General features: G+C 29.2%; 16 protein-coding genes. 4 read left to right on the top strand and 12 right to left on the bottom strand.

Annotated elements, in window-relative coordinates; translation table 11 throughout:
* Nucleotides 1–43: 43 nt before the first annotated feature.
* Both COL3_RS00880 and COL3_RS00875 read right to left on the bottom strand, forming a co-directional pair.
* Nucleotides 44–595 carry a DUF1003 domain-containing protein gene (locus COL3_RS00880; protein ID WP_008419105.1) on the bottom strand — a complete coding sequence of 184 codons (552 nt, stop codon included), beginning with the start codon at nt 593–595 and terminating at the stop codon, nt 44–46.
* A 585-nt stretch (nt 596–1,180) separates the two neighbouring features.
* Nucleotides 1,181–2,026, bottom strand: coding sequence for an SDR family oxidoreductase (locus tag COL3_RS00875; RefSeq protein WP_008419107.1), 846 nt, complete (start codon nt 2,024–2,026; stop codon nt 1,181–1,183).
* Between the two features lie 261 nt (nt 2,027–2,287).
* Here COL3_RS00875 and COL3_RS00870 point away from each other — a divergent pair, with 261 nt between their 5' ends.
* The gene (locus tag COL3_RS00870; RefSeq protein WP_008419110.1) at nt 2,288–3,247 is read left to right on the top strand and encodes an AraC family transcriptional regulator; all 960 of its coding nucleotides are present in this window, start codon (nt 2,288–2,290) and stop codon (nt 3,245–3,247) included.
* 273 nt (nt 3,248–3,520) lie between these two features.
* A complete protein-coding gene (locus tag COL3_RS00865; protein ID WP_008419112.1) occupies nt 3,521–3,997 on the top strand; it encodes a TrmO family methyltransferase in 477 nt (158 codons plus the stop codon).
* 359 nt (nt 3,998–4,356) lie between these two features.
* Here COL3_RS00865 and COL3_RS00860 read toward each other — a convergent pair whose 3' ends face one another.
* Nucleotides 4,357–5,220, bottom strand: coding sequence for a fumarylacetoacetate hydrolase family protein (locus COL3_RS00860; protein WP_008419114.1), 864 nt, complete (start codon nt 5,218–5,220; stop codon nt 4,357–4,359).
* Between the two features lie 52 nt (nt 5,221–5,272).
* Complete coding sequence (locus COL3_RS00855) at nt 5,273–5,803, bottom strand: YbhB/YbcL family Raf kinase inhibitor-like protein (protein WP_008419115.1); 531 nt, start codon at nt 5,801–5,803, stop codon at nt 5,273–5,275.
* A gap of 275 nt (nt 5,804–6,078) precedes the next feature.
* On the opposite strand from COL3_RS00855, the gene COL3_RS00850 reads away from it, so the two are divergent.
* The gene (locus COL3_RS00850; RefSeq protein WP_008419117.1) at nt 6,079–6,756 is read left to right on the top strand and encodes a GntR family transcriptional regulator; all 678 of its coding nucleotides are present in this window, start codon (nt 6,079–6,081) and stop codon (nt 6,754–6,756) included.
* Between the two features lie 598 nt (nt 6,757–7,354).
* On the opposite strand, the gene COL3_RS00845 is transcribed toward COL3_RS00850, so the two are convergent.
* The 7 genes from COL3_RS00845 to COL3_RS00815 form a co-directional block, all read right to left on the bottom strand.
* The gene (locus COL3_RS00845) at nt 7,355–9,304 is read right to left on the bottom strand and encodes a hypothetical protein (protein ID WP_008419119.1); all 1,950 of its coding nucleotides are present in this window, start codon (nt 9,302–9,304) and stop codon (nt 7,355–7,357) included.
* The gene (locus COL3_RS00840) at nt 9,297–9,797 is read right to left on the bottom strand and encodes a helix-turn-helix domain-containing protein (protein WP_008419120.1); all 501 of its coding nucleotides are present in this window, start codon (nt 9,795–9,797) and stop codon (nt 9,297–9,299) included. Before COL3_RS00840 ends, COL3_RS00845 begins: the two co-directional genes overlap by 8 nt.
* Before the next feature lie 942 nt (nt 9,798–10,739).
* Nucleotides 10,740–11,255, bottom strand: a complete 516-nt coding sequence (locus tag COL3_RS00835) for a hypothetical protein (protein WP_008419123.1) — start codon at nt 11,253–11,255, stop codon at nt 10,740–10,742.
* Nucleotides 11,256–11,368: 113 nt separating this feature from the next.
* A complete protein-coding gene (locus COL3_RS00830) occupies nt 11,369–12,196 on the bottom strand; it encodes a hypothetical protein (protein ID WP_035282335.1) in 828 nt (275 codons plus the stop codon).
* Nucleotides 12,197–12,576: 380 nt separating this feature from the next.
* A complete protein-coding gene (locus tag COL3_RS00825) occupies nt 12,577–14,796 on the bottom strand; it encodes a S8 family peptidase (RefSeq protein WP_008419127.1) in 2,220 nt (739 codons plus the stop codon).
* A gap of 4 nt (nt 14,797–14,800) precedes the next feature.
* On the bottom strand, nt 14,801–15,838 hold the full coding sequence (locus tag COL3_RS00820) for an ATP-binding protein (protein WP_008419130.1): 1,038 nt from the start codon (nt 15,836–15,838) through the stop codon (nt 14,801–14,803).
* Between the two features lie 485 nt (nt 15,839–16,323).
* Nucleotides 16,324–17,166: an N-acetylmuramoyl-L-alanine amidase gene (locus COL3_RS00815; RefSeq protein WP_008419132.1), complete on the bottom strand. Its 843-nt coding sequence runs from the start codon at nt 17,164–17,166 to the stop codon at nt 16,324–16,326.
* A 307-nt stretch (nt 17,167–17,473) separates the two neighbouring features.
* Here COL3_RS00815 and COL3_RS00810 point away from each other — a divergent pair, with 307 nt between their 5' ends.
* Nucleotides 17,474–18,046: a sigma-70 family RNA polymerase sigma factor gene (locus tag COL3_RS00810; protein ID WP_008419134.1), complete on the top strand. Its 573-nt coding sequence runs from the start codon at nt 17,474–17,476 to the stop codon at nt 18,044–18,046.
* Nucleotides 18,047–18,119: 73 nt separating this feature from the next.
* Here the strand turns inward: COL3_RS00810 and COL3_RS00805 are convergent, their stop codons facing one another.
* Nucleotides 18,120–18,362: a hypothetical protein gene (locus COL3_RS00805; protein ID WP_008419136.1), complete on the bottom strand. Its 243-nt coding sequence runs from the start codon at nt 18,360–18,362 to the stop codon at nt 18,120–18,122.
* Nucleotides 18,363–18,619 lie beyond the last annotated feature (257 nt).

Raw genomic sequence — 18,619 nt, 5'->3', positions numbered from 1 at the left:
TCATTTTACAATTTGATACTTGCACAAATTTAAGTAATATTCTTCAATTCTTCAATTCTTCTATTGTTTTTAATAAAGCTTCTATAGTTTTCGTATTCTTTTCTTGTTGCTCTACAAGCACATCAATTTTGTAATGTAAGTCTTCTATTATAATCTCAGATTTTAAATTAACAAGATAATCATTTGCAGCAGTTAATCTATCTTTTTCTGATTGACGATTTTGTGACATCATAATTATAGGAGCTTGTATGGCAGCAAGACATGATAATACTAGATTCAAAAATACAAATGGATATGGATCAAATGCTCTATCACTCAAAATAAAAGCATTCCCTATAATCCAAATTGCTAACACTACACCAAAGGTTATAATAAATGCCCAACTTCCACCAAAGGAAGCTATTTTGTCAGCAGCTCTTTGTCCTAATGTTGAATTTTCATCATCTGTTTCATTTATATTTTTTGATATTTTTCCGCTAATAAGTTCATGCATCAATTCTTCATTAATATTACTTCCTTTTAAATCCTTATCTTTTTCTAATATCTGTCGTACCAACTCTTCTTTACTACTAGATACTTTATTATTCTCATTCATAACTTATTCCTCCTTATAATACCATTACTTATTATTCATTTAAGAAATTTCTCGAGTTCCGCATAATAAATAATTTATTATGTATTTATTATAACATATTCCATAAATTTCATTCAAAAAAGCAGTAGATAGATTGTTTCTAACTACTGGCTTAATTCTTTATAATTTTATTGTATATTTTATTTATATGCTTCTTTTTGGGATTGTATAAAAAATATCGCAAATCATATCAGTTTTTAGAGATCAAATTCTATTGTTTAATTCATATTTTCTACATGTTTAAATTTAAATCTGTCATTATTCTGACACAATAACCCATTATAATAAAATCATAAACAGTAATAGAAACTTTTTTTCATAAATATTTATCCCTTACAATACTTAAGAGTAACATTCATATTCCCCTTATGAGATGTTACTCTTATTTCATTTAGTATTTTAGCTTTAATTATGCTGTTATTTATGGTATTTTAGCGCTGCCCCAACCCCGACCACTTGGAATATTTAAATATATAAATTCCTTTATACTAATAAGTATCCACTATTTTTAATATCCATAAAAGTATACTTTTATAGAGTTATAGATTATTTATTGAAATAATGATCTTGCTCCAAATCCGCAATCAAGCCTAGTTGCATCGGATTCCATCCCAACACCTCTTTTGTTTGTGCAGAGTTTCCCGGCATTACACTTGGGATATCGAGTGCAGCCAATGTACCAAGAAATCCAAAATGATCATTTGCTTCTTCACGGGAAATGCTTACCACTGGAATGTTTAAATATTTTCCGATAGTACTAGCAATATCATAAAAAGGAATTCCTTCGTCGCCTCTTCCGGTAAAATATGAACCAGCTGGAGCTTTTTCAATTGCTAGACGATAAAGTTTAGCAGCATCAAGTCTATGAATAGCTGGCCATCGATTAGCTCCATCTTCAACATATGCAGATACTCCTTTTGCGCGCGCAATACTGATAAGTCGCGGAATAAATCCATGGCTATCCGCATCACTATGCACTGAAGGTGCAAGACTAATGACAGCGGAACGAACCCCTATATCAGCTAAAGCTAATGTAGCTTTATCCGAGGCATCCCCATTGGCATGAGCAGTGGTCACAAATGGTTTTCCAGTATCTCTAAGGGTTTCCCCAATTGCCTTAATTACATTTAAGTCAATGGCAAGCGATCCTGCAAAATCCGAAAAATCATGTAAAAAAGCCAAATGAATAACACCGTCTGCCATGAAAGCCCCTTTACAAAGACATTCCGTATCTTGAAGAGTACCAATCAGTGCCTCCGCTCCAACACCTTCCAATCTTTTGGCACCCTCTTCCGAACGTGTTAATCCAATCACTTTATGACCTGCCTGAATCAGTTCTTGTACAACCGCTGAACCGATATAACCTGTTGCTCCAGTTACAAAAATTTGCATAAAAACTCCTCCTTAACTAATTATAAAATCAGTATCAAATTATAAACTTATATTAATACCTATGTTTTTGAGCTTTAGAAACATTATAAAATAAATTAAGCTCATAAAGTTGCCTATTAAAGTTTGTTTTTTTGCCTAATCCTACTTTATGAATAATAGTGTATTCGATTTATATGTTTTTTAATCCTATCATGGTATACTTAAAAAGTATGAAAATTATATTCACATTTAAATAGCATGCCAAGGAGGTAATTATTAAAGATGACTATAAAGGATGAGAATTTATCGGGCTCAATTCTAGATAATGTCAAGGATGAACTTTCATTTGAAATGAATCGGCTGGCACATTTAATAAAAGATTATGCTCCTAAAGATGGTGGCTTTCAGCTTAATATACCTGGTCTGCACTTAGGTCGAATTTCCCATCCTAACGTTAATAACGTTAAAAGCTTTTACTTGCCGTCTTTAGGTATTGCACTACAAGGTATCACTCTCGTTACAATCGGACACGAAATATATCAAAATGACGGAACACATATGCATATTGTTCCCATTGCTATGCCAATTACTCTTCATACTACAGAAGCTAGCCCTTCAAAACCTTATCTTGGTATCAGACTCGATCTCAATCCTGAAAGAATAGCTTCACTTATCCCCAAAGTGTATCCACATGGCTTACCTGAAACACAAAAAAGAAATATTAATTATTTCACTGATATTGACATAAATATTGTGAATGCTTTTTCGAGGCTTCTACAATTATTGAAAAACCCCAAAGACGCAAAGCTTCTTGTGCCTCTCATCATTGATGAGATTTTAATACGCCTACTTTGCAGTCCCATCGGTGATCATGTTGCTGAAATTGGTCTTTCAAATTCTGAATCGCAGCAGGTTACAAAAGAAATTTCCTGGCTGCGTGAGAATTTTTCCCAGCCAATAAAAATTGCGACTCTTGCGGAACTTTCAAACATGAGTACATCCGCATTTCACCGTCATTTTAAGTTATTGACTAATATGAGCCCCCTGCAATATCAAAAAGCACTGCGTCTACACGAAGCAAGGCATTTAATGTTATCCTCTCAAATGGATGCGACGACCGCCTGCCATATGGTAGGGTATATCAGTGATTCACAATTTAGTCGTGATTACTCGAACTTTTTTGGTAACCCGCCAAAAAGAGATATTGAAAAAACGCGCCGACAAACACAAATACTGTTCTGACTAAAGTAATAAAATTGTAACTGTGCTTTCTTTATCTTTGGAAGTATTCCTAGATATTTCTCTCCCAAATAAATTGTTTCTTGAATTAAGTTCTTTAATTCAAAAGTCTTGAATGAACTATGATTATATTGAAACTGATCCAAAGTATCAAATGTTTTATAGGCACTATAAATATACTTTTAATTTTTTCAAAAAAACTTGTAGTGTTAAATTATATCAGTATACTAATATTAACGGCGCCGTAAATATAATTGGGAATAAGGAGATTTATTTATGGAACAATTTAATTTAACGTCAATTGGTAGAATCCATGTAGATGATAAAGGAACTAGGCTAGCATTAGGCAAAGAGTATATTCCTGCGCTTACTAATCTGGATGACTTCAGATACATTAATGTTTTCTGGTGGTTTGATAAATGCAACAATTCCAACTCCAGAACAAAACTTATTGAGAAAAGTCCTTACAAAAATGCACCGGAGTCGTTAGGAACTTTTGCAACACGTTCTCCAGAACGTCCAAACCCTATTGCACTAACTTGTAGTTATATTACTTATGTTGATTTTCAAAATGGAATTATTGGTTTAGCGCATATTGATGCTGATAATGGCAGCCATGTTTTAGATATTAAACCATACATTCCAAGCCTTGATAGAGTAGAAAATCCATTAGTACCTAAATGGTGTTCCAACTGGCCTAAAAATGTTGAGGAATCAGGAAAATTTGATTGGAGTACAGTATTTAACTTTTAATTAGAGATTTACATGTTTTTAATAGGAGAGTAGATAAAAAACTACTCTTCTTTTATTATTTAAAGTATTATTATTAAATTTTCTTATGTAGCTCTATATTATTATCTGTAATTATATGATTACCGCACTCTAATATTTACCACTTTAATAACCTTACTGAAATAGAAATGAAATGCTTAAAGCTTCATATTCCTTCAAAATAATCCTTGTTTTTATTTCATAATTATTTTTATATATGATATTTTATTGCATCAGCTCAACAACAAATTATGAGCCCAAAAATAGTACTGATGGGCATTACCACATCAGTATTATTATTATCGTTATAATTTAACTTTTAAATTTACAAGAAACAGCAACTATTCTAGAACATTTACTAAAGCACCTAACTTTTCAATTGAAATCTTAATTTTATCTCCAGACTTTAGCCAACATTGTTCAGCTTCCGGATAACCTAAAATTACTCCACTAGGTGTTCCAGTGAAAATAATATCTCCTGGCTTCAATGTTAAATGTTGAGAAATATAACTTACAATTGTTGCACAATCAAAGATCATATCTTTGGTATTTGCAGACTGGCGAATTTCTCCATTTACTTCACATTTTATGTCTAGATTATTTGGATTTACTTCATCAGCCGTTATCAAATATGGACCAATTGGTGCAAAATCATCACAGGTTTTACCTAACAACCACTGTTCTGTACGCAATTGAAGATCACGAGCACTTATATCATTTCCAACAGTGTATCCAAAAACATAAGAAAGCGCATCTTCTTTAGAAACATACTTAGCTTCTTTTCCTATAACAATAACTAGTTCTGCTTCATAATCAAATTTCTCTGCTAATTTAGGAAGTTTAATCATTTGATCATGAGCAGCTAATGCATTATTAAATTTACTAAACAAAACTGGGAACTCAGGAGTAACCATATTGCATTCTTCTTTATGACTTAAGTAATTTAATCCAACACAAAGTATCTTTTCAGGATTATTTACACATGGCGCATAAATTATTTGCTCTTCTGGTATGATTTCTACTTTCTTCTTTATTAAACCTTCTAATTGTGATAAGCCTCTTTCTGCATTTTCAATTACTTTTTCCATAGTGGTAGGTACATCAAAGGAATTAATAGTTGCTGTTTTTTCTACATCTATGATACCTTGCTCAACTTTAATTCCTAAACGTATTTCTTCTCCAAACTTAAAATTAACTAACTTCATTTTTCTCATCACCTTATTTTTTATAATAATTTGGGCTATTATAACTTTTATATTATAATTCTGCTGTTGCGGTCATAACTGCACGGGCAAGAGTATGACCTCCCATATTAAATCCAAGGAATGTTGGTGTTGAATCAGCAGGTATATCTATATCTTCAACATCTAATGCATAAACAACAATTACATATGTATGTTGTCCATGTCCTGCTGGTGGAGCAGCTCCTATATATCTTGCATCACGCGCGTCATTAGGAAGTTGAAATGCTCCTTTTGGCAGTGCTATACTATCTGCCTCTCCAGCTCCTGTTTCTAATTCAGTAACATTTGCAGGGATATTAGCAATTACCCAGTGCCAGAATCCCGCACCAGTTGGTGCATCTAAATCATATATAGTCACTGCAAAACTTTTTGTTCCTTCTGGTGCTCCAGACCAAGATAATTGTGGCGAGATATCTTTTCCTCCCTCTATACCAAATATTCCCGAATATTGAGATAACGCAAATGCGCCTCCATCTTTAACATCTTTACTTGTAACTTTAAAACTTGCTACCTTTGGTAACTTTGCAAAAAAATCTTTACTCATATTTTTTCCTCCTAACTTACATTAATCGCAACTAAAGGTTGCAATATTCATATTGTTATAATTAGTATACTTTCTTAAATCGATTTAGTCAATCAAAATCGATTCTGGATTGATAATCGACTTTTAAGTAAATATTGTGTATACTATAAAAGATTTAATGAAATTACCAAATATAATATAGATCTTATCTCTAGAATAAATATGTAATACTTACTATATGATTTATTTTATATTTGAAATCAATATTTTTTATTCAAAAGGATGGTTTATAAATTATGGCAAGACGAAATGGATCATTAACCTTAACCGAAAGTGTTTTTTCTGAACTTCGTACTGATATATTATCTGGTCACCTTTCTCCTGGATCACCTCTGCTACCTGGAGAATTAAAGATACGTTTTGACGTGTCCATTGCTGTTGTGCGTGAAGCATTAACACGTTTAGCAGCTCAGGGACTAGCTAAGCAAAGTCCAAACTATGGGTTTACTGTAATGACACTTTCCAAGTCTGATTTAGAAGACATTATTGAAGCACGTAGCATTAACGAAGGAGCAGCTTTAAGACAATCTATTTCCAAAGGCGATGTTTTATGGGAATCGAATATAATAGCCCTTCATCACCAACTAGAACAAACTCCAGAATATTCTTCAAATGATAAAACTCGTATAAATGATGATTGGTCTTTAATACATAGTAACTTCCACCGCTCATTAATTGAAGCTTGTGATAATCAAATATTGCTAGATATCTGTGATCGTTTATGGAATATGAGCGAACTTTACAGAAACTGGTCCGTTCCCCGTGACAGCAATCGACCTATTGCTAATGAACATAAAGCATTAATGCAAGCTGCACTCGATCGTGATATCAATCATGCAATAGATCTTTTTAATGCGCATATTCAACTAACAATAGATATACTAATTGATCATGATAAATCAGAGCATAAATAGAAGCTTCTTTGTGCTTATGATGTATAAATTTAAAAATGAGAAGAAACATCACATTAATGTCTCTTCTCATTTTTATTATGGTAGTACCTTCTTATATTCTTCATAAGGTATAAGAAGAGACTGTTAATATATTTGAAAATATAGCAAAAAACTTGCCACCATCTTAAAAAAAAATGATGGCAAATTAGTGACAAACGCCTATATTTTTTTATTTAAACATGGTTAAAACAGCTCTATTGTTTAATTAATTTAACAACTGTTTCAACGTGAGGCGTGTGTTGAAAAGTTTTATCAAATCATAACTTAGAATATTTTATTATATCTATTACTCATTAGAAATAAATCAAACCTCAGATTAAAAATATCATTTCTTTACATATTATATTTTAAAATAATATAGCATATCTTGTTGATGGTCGGAAGAATGGTGGAATTTTTAGTTCTTCCGACCATTTCTTAAATTAAGTAATATATCAATGCTTAGTAGGATACTTTGTATTTATATTGTTGATTCTGTTGTTATCAACAAATTAGAACCCCAAAATTATTGCTCTTCCAATTCCAATAGCTGATTACTATTATATTTATTATATACCTTCTATGCGAATTCTTCTATTACAGCTATTAATCCATTTTTAAATGTTCTAATCCATTCAGTAGCAGCATCTCTAATGTACTTATCTAATTTCTCTTTTTCTAATTGTTCTTTATAGTAACTATCTATATCTAATGTATATGGACTTCCTTTTCCCCATCTCTCAATTGTTTTCTTCCAGAATTCAATTTGTTCTTTGTTAAAAATATTATTTCTCAAATATTCATATGCAAAGCTGTTTATTTCATCCATGAAGTTTATGCAATATCTCTTAACATCATTTATGATAATCATAATTACTTTCTTTTCTTCTTCAGTAGAAACTTGATTTAATATTAAGTTAATTACATTTAATGTTATATCCTTCAAACTACTTCTAAATAACTTCTCAATTTTATCACTTCCTACTAGATATATATCTCTGTTGCTGTATACTCCATGTCTGTTATTTAACGCCATAAGTGTGCTATGATGACAATTTAATATATATTCCTCGAAAATAGTAAATGGGAAATTTTCAACATTCTTATTATCAACATTAAAATCATTAATAAAAGTTACAATCTGCTCAAAGTCTATATTTAACTCCTCAATTTCTTTATTTTTAATACTTTTAAACTCTTCACTTTTTAAACTTAATTCATTAATTAATTCTTTCCTATAGTTTTCTGTAATTCGATATATGTCATCCCATAATTCTCTTTTTTTCTCTTCCCTTATATCTTGTTTTGCCTTTCGTGCTGATACAGCATCTCCATAATCTTCTATATCTTCTTCTAATATAGGCATTTTCCCATTAGCATCTAAAAATCTTTTAGGATTTGTAAAGATTATATTATCTAATTTCAAATTAATGTTATTACCTTTAATGTACTTATGTATATCTTCGCACTTAATATCTATTCCTCGAATTTCTGAATATGTCTTTCCTGAATGTGACACAACATTTTCTGGCTCCCCATCTCGAAAATTAACTAAATATGCAACTCTATTTTGAGTTTCATAATCTCCCTCTTGAATGTACGTATCAACTAACCTCATTATACTTTGTGATGGAGAGTTAAATTTATCTACTAGTACAACAACCTTATTTTTATCTTTTTTAAATAATTCTCTAATATCCTTTCTATCTGTCGCCACTACTCCTGATTCCAATCCCCTTGTGTCAATTATCCTATCTATACAACCTAGAGTATTAAAATCAAATATATCCTTTGATAACTTTACAATTACTTTCTTAGGTAATGGAATATCCTCCATACTCATTAGATTGATTTTATTAAATATGCTTCTAATAGATTTCTTTTCTTCGCTTCCTCTATCAATTATAAATTTGTTTTTTATTCTATGTTGTAAATTAGCTCTTCTAAATATTTCATCTTCAAACAATAAGTAATCATGCATATCATAACCCTTTGCTAATTCTTTAGCTAAATCTATTTTATCCCCATTTTCACGATCAACTTCTTTTAGCCCTGTCATGTTTCTCATTGCTCTAAATATTTCTGGTGCTATTGAGCTATAACCTTTAAACTCTGCATATATTTCTTTAAAAATATACTGTGCAAATCCCCTTAATAATTCTTCCATTTCTTCTTTTCCAACTGGAATTATTTCTATTTCGCAATAATCATTTTCTGCTTGAACTATTTCTGTCTCAGATGTTGTTGTAGCTCCTGCACCGGTTTCTAAAACATCTTGATATACAATTGTTTTTCTTCCACTTTTTAATTTCTTTTCTCTTTCATATGATAAATCTAATAAATAATTTATAATGCTAGTCTTACCAATTCCTTTGTCTGTAACAAAAACTAATGCAAACTTTTCATTTATTAAATCCTTAATTTCTAAAGTTCTTTTTAAAATATTTCCAATGTTTTGGCTTCTTTTTCCTCCTGCTTGTCTATACTTTTCCATTTCATCTATAAACTTTAAAATTTCACATCTATCCATCTTTTGTATTTTTCCTCACCTTTCTAAGTAAATAATTTATGTCACCAGGATTTTTTATAATTTCAACTTTTTTATTACAATTAGGACATAGTAGTACTATTTCATTTGTTTCATTATTATACCCTCTAGACTTTATATGAAATACTTCTAAATACGGTTCTCCGTTATCTAAAATAAACGGTGCTCTAGCTTCACATAATTCGCAAAATCCATTTGCTCGCCTCCTTGCCTCGTCAACTAATTTACTATCCTGCAAGTACTCAATATTAGAAGCTATTTCGTCAATTTCAAAATCTTCTTCATAAAAATACTTAATATCTACATTAAGCATCTTTGCTATTCTAGCCATTACAGCTATATCTGGTTTTCGCATCCCTCTCTCATACATTCCAAGTGTAGACGCTGCAATTTCTAGTGAACTTGCCATTTGTTGAATTGTTAAGTTATTTCTTACCCTAATTTCTCTTATTTTATAATTTAGACATTTTTTCATAATCCAATTTTACTACACCAAATAATACATGTAAATAACACATTTGTGTTTTTTTCATTTTGTGCTATTTATATTTTTTAAATACCTTATTCATTAAAGGAGCACTATCTATAATTATACCTTCTGCCAACTTTACTAATACCTAGATTATAGTTACATTTACTCTTTATTTAAAACCACTTCTTACTAGTGCCAGTAAAATAGTTTTTCTGTTAACTTTCTAATTCATTCCAAATAGTTTTCTATTTCAATTAAAGATATTTGCGAGATCTTTAATATTACTCCAAAATACTTTGGAGATTACTAGTTTATATTCAATAACTTTGGTAAGAAGTTTAAAGAAATGAAGACCATATCTATACTCATTATTTAAAATATTTGATATTTATGATTCTGCTTTAAAAAGAATTATGATTAGAAAAACTGAATTTTCCTATAGTATTTATTTAGAATTTAAAGATATTGAAGTTTTTAAAAACTCACGAATAATAAACCACTAAACTATAAATATGTTACTATTAAGTTTAATGCGTAGAAAAAGAAAATGGGATATACTAATGCTAAGTATGCTGAATATAGCTACTGTTAAAAGACTTGTTAGTGGTAAAATAAAGAATTTTGTCACTCTTTATAAACTTTTAAAGAAACTTAATATAATCTAAATTTTATTAATTGAGAGAAGCCGAATTCTGTATTGGTAACAGCTTGCACTAAATTGCATTTTATAATACTTTGAAATACTGATGCTTAGCACCTTTAGAGCATTATTATATTTTATCGTAATTTACTTTAACTTACTGTATTTTTTCCCTTAAGGGAATGTTAATAGAAATATCCATTTTATAATTACATATTATATATAACAAAGAATCTCTCATTTTGAATAGTAAATTCAAAATGAGAGATTCTTATACTTTTAAGATTGCATTTTGCTTAATATTTTTATATTATTTTCTTCTTATATGCTTCTTTAACAAGTTCTTTTAATTCATTATGATGATTTTCTATACTTTTAACATTCTGCTCTACTAAATATGGGCAGTTAGTCCATAAGCTCGGATAATTTTCTTTAACATATGAATAAAGTGCATTTTTTTCGTTTTCTGTAGGTATGTTTTTAGGCGCAACTGGTATAGGGATTGTATCTCTTAAAGCTAACTCATCAGAAGTTGCAAAATCATAATTAACAAAATTAATCAAAGAATTATTAATCTCTTCTTTGTCCTGTATATAACATCCTTTTTCATCCAATCTGGCTCTATGAAATGATACAAAGTCTAATTCATGAGGTTTACGATTTACTGTTTCATAGCATAATATTACAAGTAATACTTCTTCATTTGCTAAACTAGGAACTGCTTTATAAGTTGTACTATATGTATAAGGGGAATGCTTTGGTTTAGGTATTTTATGTGCTCCATTTTTATCAGATACGTACAAATACATGATCCCGCTCACAAAATCACTCCTTTAAAATTCATTTTGTTTTTTCACCTATCTTATACCAAAGAATAAATTATTACAATACCAAAAGAATACCTAAATTTCTATATGTAATCTTTATCATATTTTTAAATTAAAATCTTGTCTGTATAATAGTAAGTACTTTTATTTATTTCTTTAACTTTACTTTTACTTATATATCTCTGTACCCCATTCCTAAATACTAAATAATACTCATTATATTCTAAATAAATATTGCATGCTATCTCTTCTGTGTCCGTCAAAATTATGTAAGTGAAGTTTTCATTTAAAGCTTTTGCAATTTCCTCCATACTATTTAATATTATAAAAAACGTTAAGCTTATAAACGCTATAATTCCATATGTAGCAAATGTAGATATTTCTTCTACGCTAAGTGTGTTTATAAATATAAAATTTCTGTCTTCTTTTAATAACGACATTTGAAGCATTGGATAATATATTATTACAAACATACCAATCAAACATAACAATGATGATGTTATTTTGCTCCCCCTAATCCATAATCGCATCTTATTGCTTACTCGTTTTATACATTTTCTCTCTAATTTATAAATAAAATATTTTCTTAGTATATGAAAACTAACTACCAAACATGAAAATGAATTCAAAAATAGAATAAGTATTATTGCAGCAATTAAATATGCTACTCTATCTTGAGTTATTATATCTGTAGACTTTATATTCATCATACTTCCTTTAGTTAATATAAATACTATAACCCAAACTATATATATAATTATGCTACTATACATAATCCATATTGTAATTATTTCAAAAATTGACTGCTTACCTGGAACATTCTTATAATTTAATTTGATGGTTTCTATAAAAAAATCTCTACATACTTTTATATAAAAACTTAATACCGCTCCTACTGTTGTTAATGTTAATAATAAATTTCTTAAATAATTCATCATTATTCCCCCGCCATTGTATCTGTATTATTACCTAATTATACACATATAAAATAAAAATACTTATATTCTATACCACAAATTAAATTTATTATATTAAATAAGTCAATAAAATCCCAAAGACTTTTTTGCTTTGGGATTTTATCATCTTTCTAAAATTTATTTGTTTTTAAAACTTTAGTAAATCTTAAATATTTATCATTTTTTCTTTCACATTTTTTCATATTTTTTTGACAATTCTTCATATGATAACTATCCTAAGTCGTTGATTTTTAATTAGCTTCGTCACATATTCCCATTTTATATAATTCTATTTTTCTTCTTCATAAGATTTTAAATTTTTTCCAAATGCCAGCTTGTCCACTAAACTAAAATATTAATTAAAACACATCATCAAAATCAATATTTTCTTCAGCTATGTTATAAATATCAATTCTATTATCAATATCGACTCTATTCACTAACCATCCTCTTAATGAACAATTTCTAATAAAGTCTTCTATTCTATTAACGCCATTTATTTCTTTCAACGTAACAACAATACCAAACTTAATTCCATCTCCAAATTTCTCTTCAAGGCGTTCTTTTGTTTTTATACTAATTCCCCAGATACCTTTATCATACACCTTTTTAGGTTTATTATTTTTGGCAAACTCTATAATATGTTTCACATTATCCCACTTTCGATAAAATTTCCGTGCATTTCCTTCATATAGATGATTGCCATCTGTGCATTGTTGATTATTATTTATAGACTTTATTTCTTTTCCATTAATTCTCCCAAAATATATATCAAGTTCTGTATTAGTATAATCTACGCCTTGATTCCTTGAACAGTAAGGAAAATAACACATAGTTGCTTTTGCAATAAAAGGGTGTTTCTCTTTATCAATTGGAACAGGCAAATTATAATTATATGTATCATACTTTTCCGATACTCCTGATAATATAAAACGAATTTCATCATTAGGTGATTTTAATATGTCATCAATTTTTTGAGGAACAACACCATGTCCAATTAATGAAGAAGATATTTTTTGAGGATGCCATCCAGTAGCTGAATTTATTATTAATGCCTTTGCTACCTCTCTACTTAATCCTAAAACATCAATTAAATAAGACATTTTTCTTGAAATCCACGGAGCTGCAAATGAAGTTCCTGCTACAAAGGCCTCTCCCATAGATGTACATACTCTTATTTTTTTATTTCCATCTCCTCCATAATAACTAACATCTGGCTTAGTAAAAAAAGATAATACTGGACCTTTTCTTGAATATTTAGCAGGTTTATTTTCAAAGTCTACAGAATTAACGACTAGTGAGTTTATAGAATCAGCTGGTGCTCCTATAGCCTCTACTGTTTTATTCATTGAATTTTTATTTGTTCCTGCAATGATAAAAATAATATCATTTTCATATTGGATTTTGTCTAAGATAGCTGCTTCTGGTGATATAAAATTAGGATTAACTTCTACAGGTGCTCCTAATGATAAATTCCATACTTTTATATCTTTATTAGAACTAATAATTTCATTAATAGCTCTCAGAATAGAAAACGAACTAAAGTATCTTCCAGCCGCTACACCAAAATGCCTAACTTTAAACCTTCCGCAACCATCATCTAAATCTGGATTAATTGATGGCCCATCTACAATAATTGATGAAACAGCAGTTCCATGAAAATAATCATCTTGTGATAATTCTATATCACTGCTAACCATATTCTTAAAATCAACCCATTCAGAAAAATATACATTTTCATCAAACATTGTATCTATAACACCAATAGTTGGTTCATTTTTAGGACTTGGAATATTAATAGTTTCTCTATCGATATTCTCAAAATCTGTTTTTGTTAATTTTGAAATATCACTTATAGCCATAGATATCAAATATGGCGCTTTTTGCTTTAAAATTGCTAATTGGTCTGGTGTTAATAACATTGTAGTATCATCAATCAATCTTGCAGAAAGAAGATTAATCCCTATTTTATCCATAAGCTCAATTGTATCTGTATCAGTCTTATAAATTGTAATAATTGAGTTTTCTTTCAATTCCTCTTCTTGCATAACAATAGAAAATTTTTCAACATAATGAGCATCAACAATTATTTTTAAAAAATTTGTCTTTGCTATTAAACTATTGTCATACGATATCTTTTTCTGATTTAATTTCTTAACATCCTCGCAATCAATAACACCATTAAACTGTTTCTTCAAAACAGTTATACTTTTTTTGTATCTTTCTATGGACTCATTTAACATTTCCAAACTCACATAGTGAGTAATTATATGTTTCATTCTATCTGATTTTGAAAATTTGGCACCAACTATAGAACTATTTGCAGTGATAGAGCCCTTTGTTAAGGTTCCTGATATTCTTCTACTTTTAGCAATAACGTCTATATAAAAAACACTTACTAGAGCTCCATTAAGAATTGTATCTTCACTCCAAAATTCTTTTAAAGCCTCTAAATCATTTTTAAGCTTTTCCAAGTGTTCAACTTTTACAGTTGCTTCAGACGGCAATTCAGGTGATCCAGGCCTTGAATTATTTGATTTTTGTTCAAACGTGCCCTTTAATTGTAAAAGGTCATTCATATAATCACTCCTTTAATTCTCTAGAAACTTGACTTTTAGAAATTCCTGTCAATATCTCTATTTCTCTAGTTGTAAATCCTTCATTTTGAAGTTCTTTTAAATCCATTTCTAAATTCTTTTTATTAACGCTATTATATAATCTTTTTAAATAATCATATTCATTACTCGGATTACTAAAAGCAATAACTGTTTTTAAAAGATTTTTAAGTTCCCCAGGGTAGGGTATTGTTTCCATAAGACTAATTATCTTTTTAAACAACCTCATATTTCTTCCAGCAAATTTGAACTTAGATAACAATTCATTCAATATTGCTTCTCCAATTTCAATTAGATCTTCTCTCTTATATCTATTAAAATCAATAACCGAATCAAATCTTCTAGTCAAAGCTTTATCAAATGCATCAAATAAATTTGTTGTTGCAATTAAAACTATATTTTCATTTAGGGAATCCATTCCTTTTAATACTGATGATGTAGCCCTGCCCATTTCACGTAAATCATTTGAATTAATTCTATCAATAGCTATTGCATCAATTTCATCGAATAAAATGATTAATTTTTCAGGATGTGAAAAATTACGAATCTCTTCAAAAAGAGAAGCAATGTTTTTAGATGTTTGACCAAGTTTACTATCAATTATAGAATCAAAATCCACGATAAATAAATCTCTTTCTAATATTCTTGCAATCTGCTTTGCAGTTTCAGTTTTTCCAGTGCCTGGTGCGCCTTCAAATAAAAATTTATTAATACCAGCATTATGGCCAATTGCATTTACTATTCCAATAACATCATCTTTAATAACTTCTGGTAAAGGTAACGAATCAGTACCATACTCTACTTTTCGAAAGAAACTAGAATTACTATCACTTATTTGAGGAACAAAAGTATTGGTATTTGACATTAGTGCCATTATATATTCAGCTAACTGATAATTTCCAATCCCATCAAAATATCTTGCTATTTCATACGCTTGATCTCTAAATCCAGCATCATTTTTTTCAGCATAATATTTTATTAAATTTAATACATTTTTTTTCTTCATATCAGTCACCTCCTAATTTATTATACTACATCTTGGGACATAGATTCAATATTTGGGACATAAATTTAAATATTTATTTTCTAATTCTATATATAATATGTACAAATTTCCAAATGTTTAATCACTTACCAATTTCCAACTTATTATATAACAAATTAAATAAATTTTACTTTTAATAGCACTGCTGCAATACAAAACAGTTAATTTCTTATGATATTACATGATGAAATAAAATCGACAAATCTTAAAACCGCATAAAATAAAGCCTCCGAAGAGGCTATAAAATACAGTAAAATTTAAATCCACGAACTCCAGGATTCAGAGAATTATCGACATATTATATCGACATGAGCATTCTTTAATAATTATGAATTTTCTAAGATGATATTTTAAAAATTTATTATTAATATATTTTAATGATTATCTTAAACAAGAGATACTAAACTTAAAAATCAACCTATTTATCTCTTTCTAAAATCAATATATCATTTTATCCATCTTCCATGTTCATCAAAAGCGTAGCACTTATTATCAATCCACTTCCACAAAGGCTTTTCTTTACTTCCCCTAACCATCTTACAATTTTCATCTAAGTAATACCAAGCATTATTGTTTTTATCCTGGTACCAGCAATTCTGCAAAGCATATCCCCTATCATCAAATATATACCACTCCCCCTTAATCTCCTGCCAGCCATTTTGAGAAGTATAATAGTATTTATTTTCTATATCCGTGCAATACCACCATCCCACATCATCTTTGTTCCATCCCGCCTTCCATTCACCATCACTAGAATTACCAGAGCTAACTAGTCCATTAACAATAGCTTTTGCAATAATATCTGGATCATATTTGTCTGCATCATCACTATCAGCAAACAAACATTCAACTAAAATTGCAGGCATAACAGTTTTATTAAGAACAATTAAGTTTCTTGTTTTTACTCCTCTATTAGGTAAATTCAGAATACTTGATAATTCATTGCATACTTTAGCAGCATATTGATTAGCTGCTTCTGATTTTCCAAATACTAATACTTCAGGTCCACTACCTCCTCCTGCATTAATATGAATTTCTACATAAAGTTTTATATCTTTTGTCTTTGCTATTTCATTAGCTTGATTTGCTCTTTCATAACAATCTTCACAGTTATAGCTATTGCTCTTATCAATCCTAAGCAAATTGACTCCATAACCTTTCTGCTGCAAATACTCTACAACTAAAGCTCCGATTTCTCTTGTACAATTGCTCTCATCAAGCCTATCAACAACTCCACATCCAATATTACCACTTGCAGTATGACCAACAGCTATTATAAAATCACTCACTTTTTACACCATCCTCTCCATAATTTCTATTTTTTTACTTTCCATATAAGTTATACACTTATGAAAAAACCAGCTATGCACATATAAAAGGAGTGGCTTTGCCACAATACGGAACTTTCCTGCAACCAAGAACTTCAATATCAAAAACATAAGTAAAAACATAAATCTAATTATTTTTATACTCCTATATAAGTTATATGTAATCTAGCCATATATACTATATATAGAGGTAAATTTAATACAAAACACAATATATGTAAAATAATTACTTTAATTCATAACTCTTATATTGAAGATGGAGGTTTATATGGATTTTGATTATGTCGAAACTTTAGTTACGAGATGTAATAACAACGATGAAGAAGCAAAAGAAAAATTAGCTTATGAATTTAAACCTTTTATTTATAATATTTCTAAAAGGACTTTCATTGATGGATATAATGCTAATGATATTATACAGGAATGCTACCATTCACTTTTTAAATCTGTTTCCATGTACAATTCAGAAAAACATAGATTTGTTGCCTATGCTACTAATGCCATTAAAAATAATATGAGTGATTTAATAAAAAGAACTAAAACCAGAAGATCTACTGAAGGTAGTGATGCATTAGGATTACATTATGATGTAGAAAATGATTTTCCAGAACTTGAAATCTCAACTGAAACTTCATTATGTGAGATGTGCGACTATGAGGATTTAAAATTAGCCCTTAAGAATTTAAACGAAGAGGAACTTGAACTTATAGAGTTTGTATTTTACAAAAATTATACCGTAAAAGAATATGCTTATTTGAAAAATATGTGTTACTCAACTGCAATTCAAAAAAAGAAAAACATTTTAATGAAAATACTTAATAATATTTCATTATATTATTAAGCATAAAAAGCTAACAGCTCTAAGTTTAATCATTAGAGCTGTTAGCTTTATTATAATACAATATTTCATTTACCTACTCAAAACTAAAGTTATTCACAACCTCTGTAGTTTTTTCCACATAATCATCAACAACTTGATCTATTTCATCACAAATATATTTCAAGCTACATCCTTGGCATTTATCTAATATCCCATCCTCTAACAAAGAACATTTTAACTCATCCTGAAAAGTAGAATTTCTAATTGCTAAAGCTATTTGCTTTTTATCAAAAACCTCTCCTTCTTCTGAATTAAGTTTAATTTCATCTCTAATCATTTTTACAACACACTCCAATAATTTATTTACAGCTTAAGAAAATTTATCCGATAGCTAGACTCTCATTTTTTATAATGAGAGTTAACTGCTGCACACTCCTAGATATTAAGACTTAATATTCTGCTATTATTGATATATGTTTTATACTTCAACGTAACATTAAAATCATAATTAAATTTACATGTCTAATCTCTTAATCCTCATTTTATAAGCAAATTCTTAAGTAGAGAACCCAAATCTATGATTTGGTGTGAATC

Source organism: Clostridium sp. LS (genome assembly GCF_002760435.1).
Classification (GTDB): domain Bacteria; phylum Bacillota; class Clostridia; order Clostridiales; family Clostridiaceae; genus Clostridium.
This window is presented reverse-complemented; position numbering and strand designations above follow the sequence as displayed.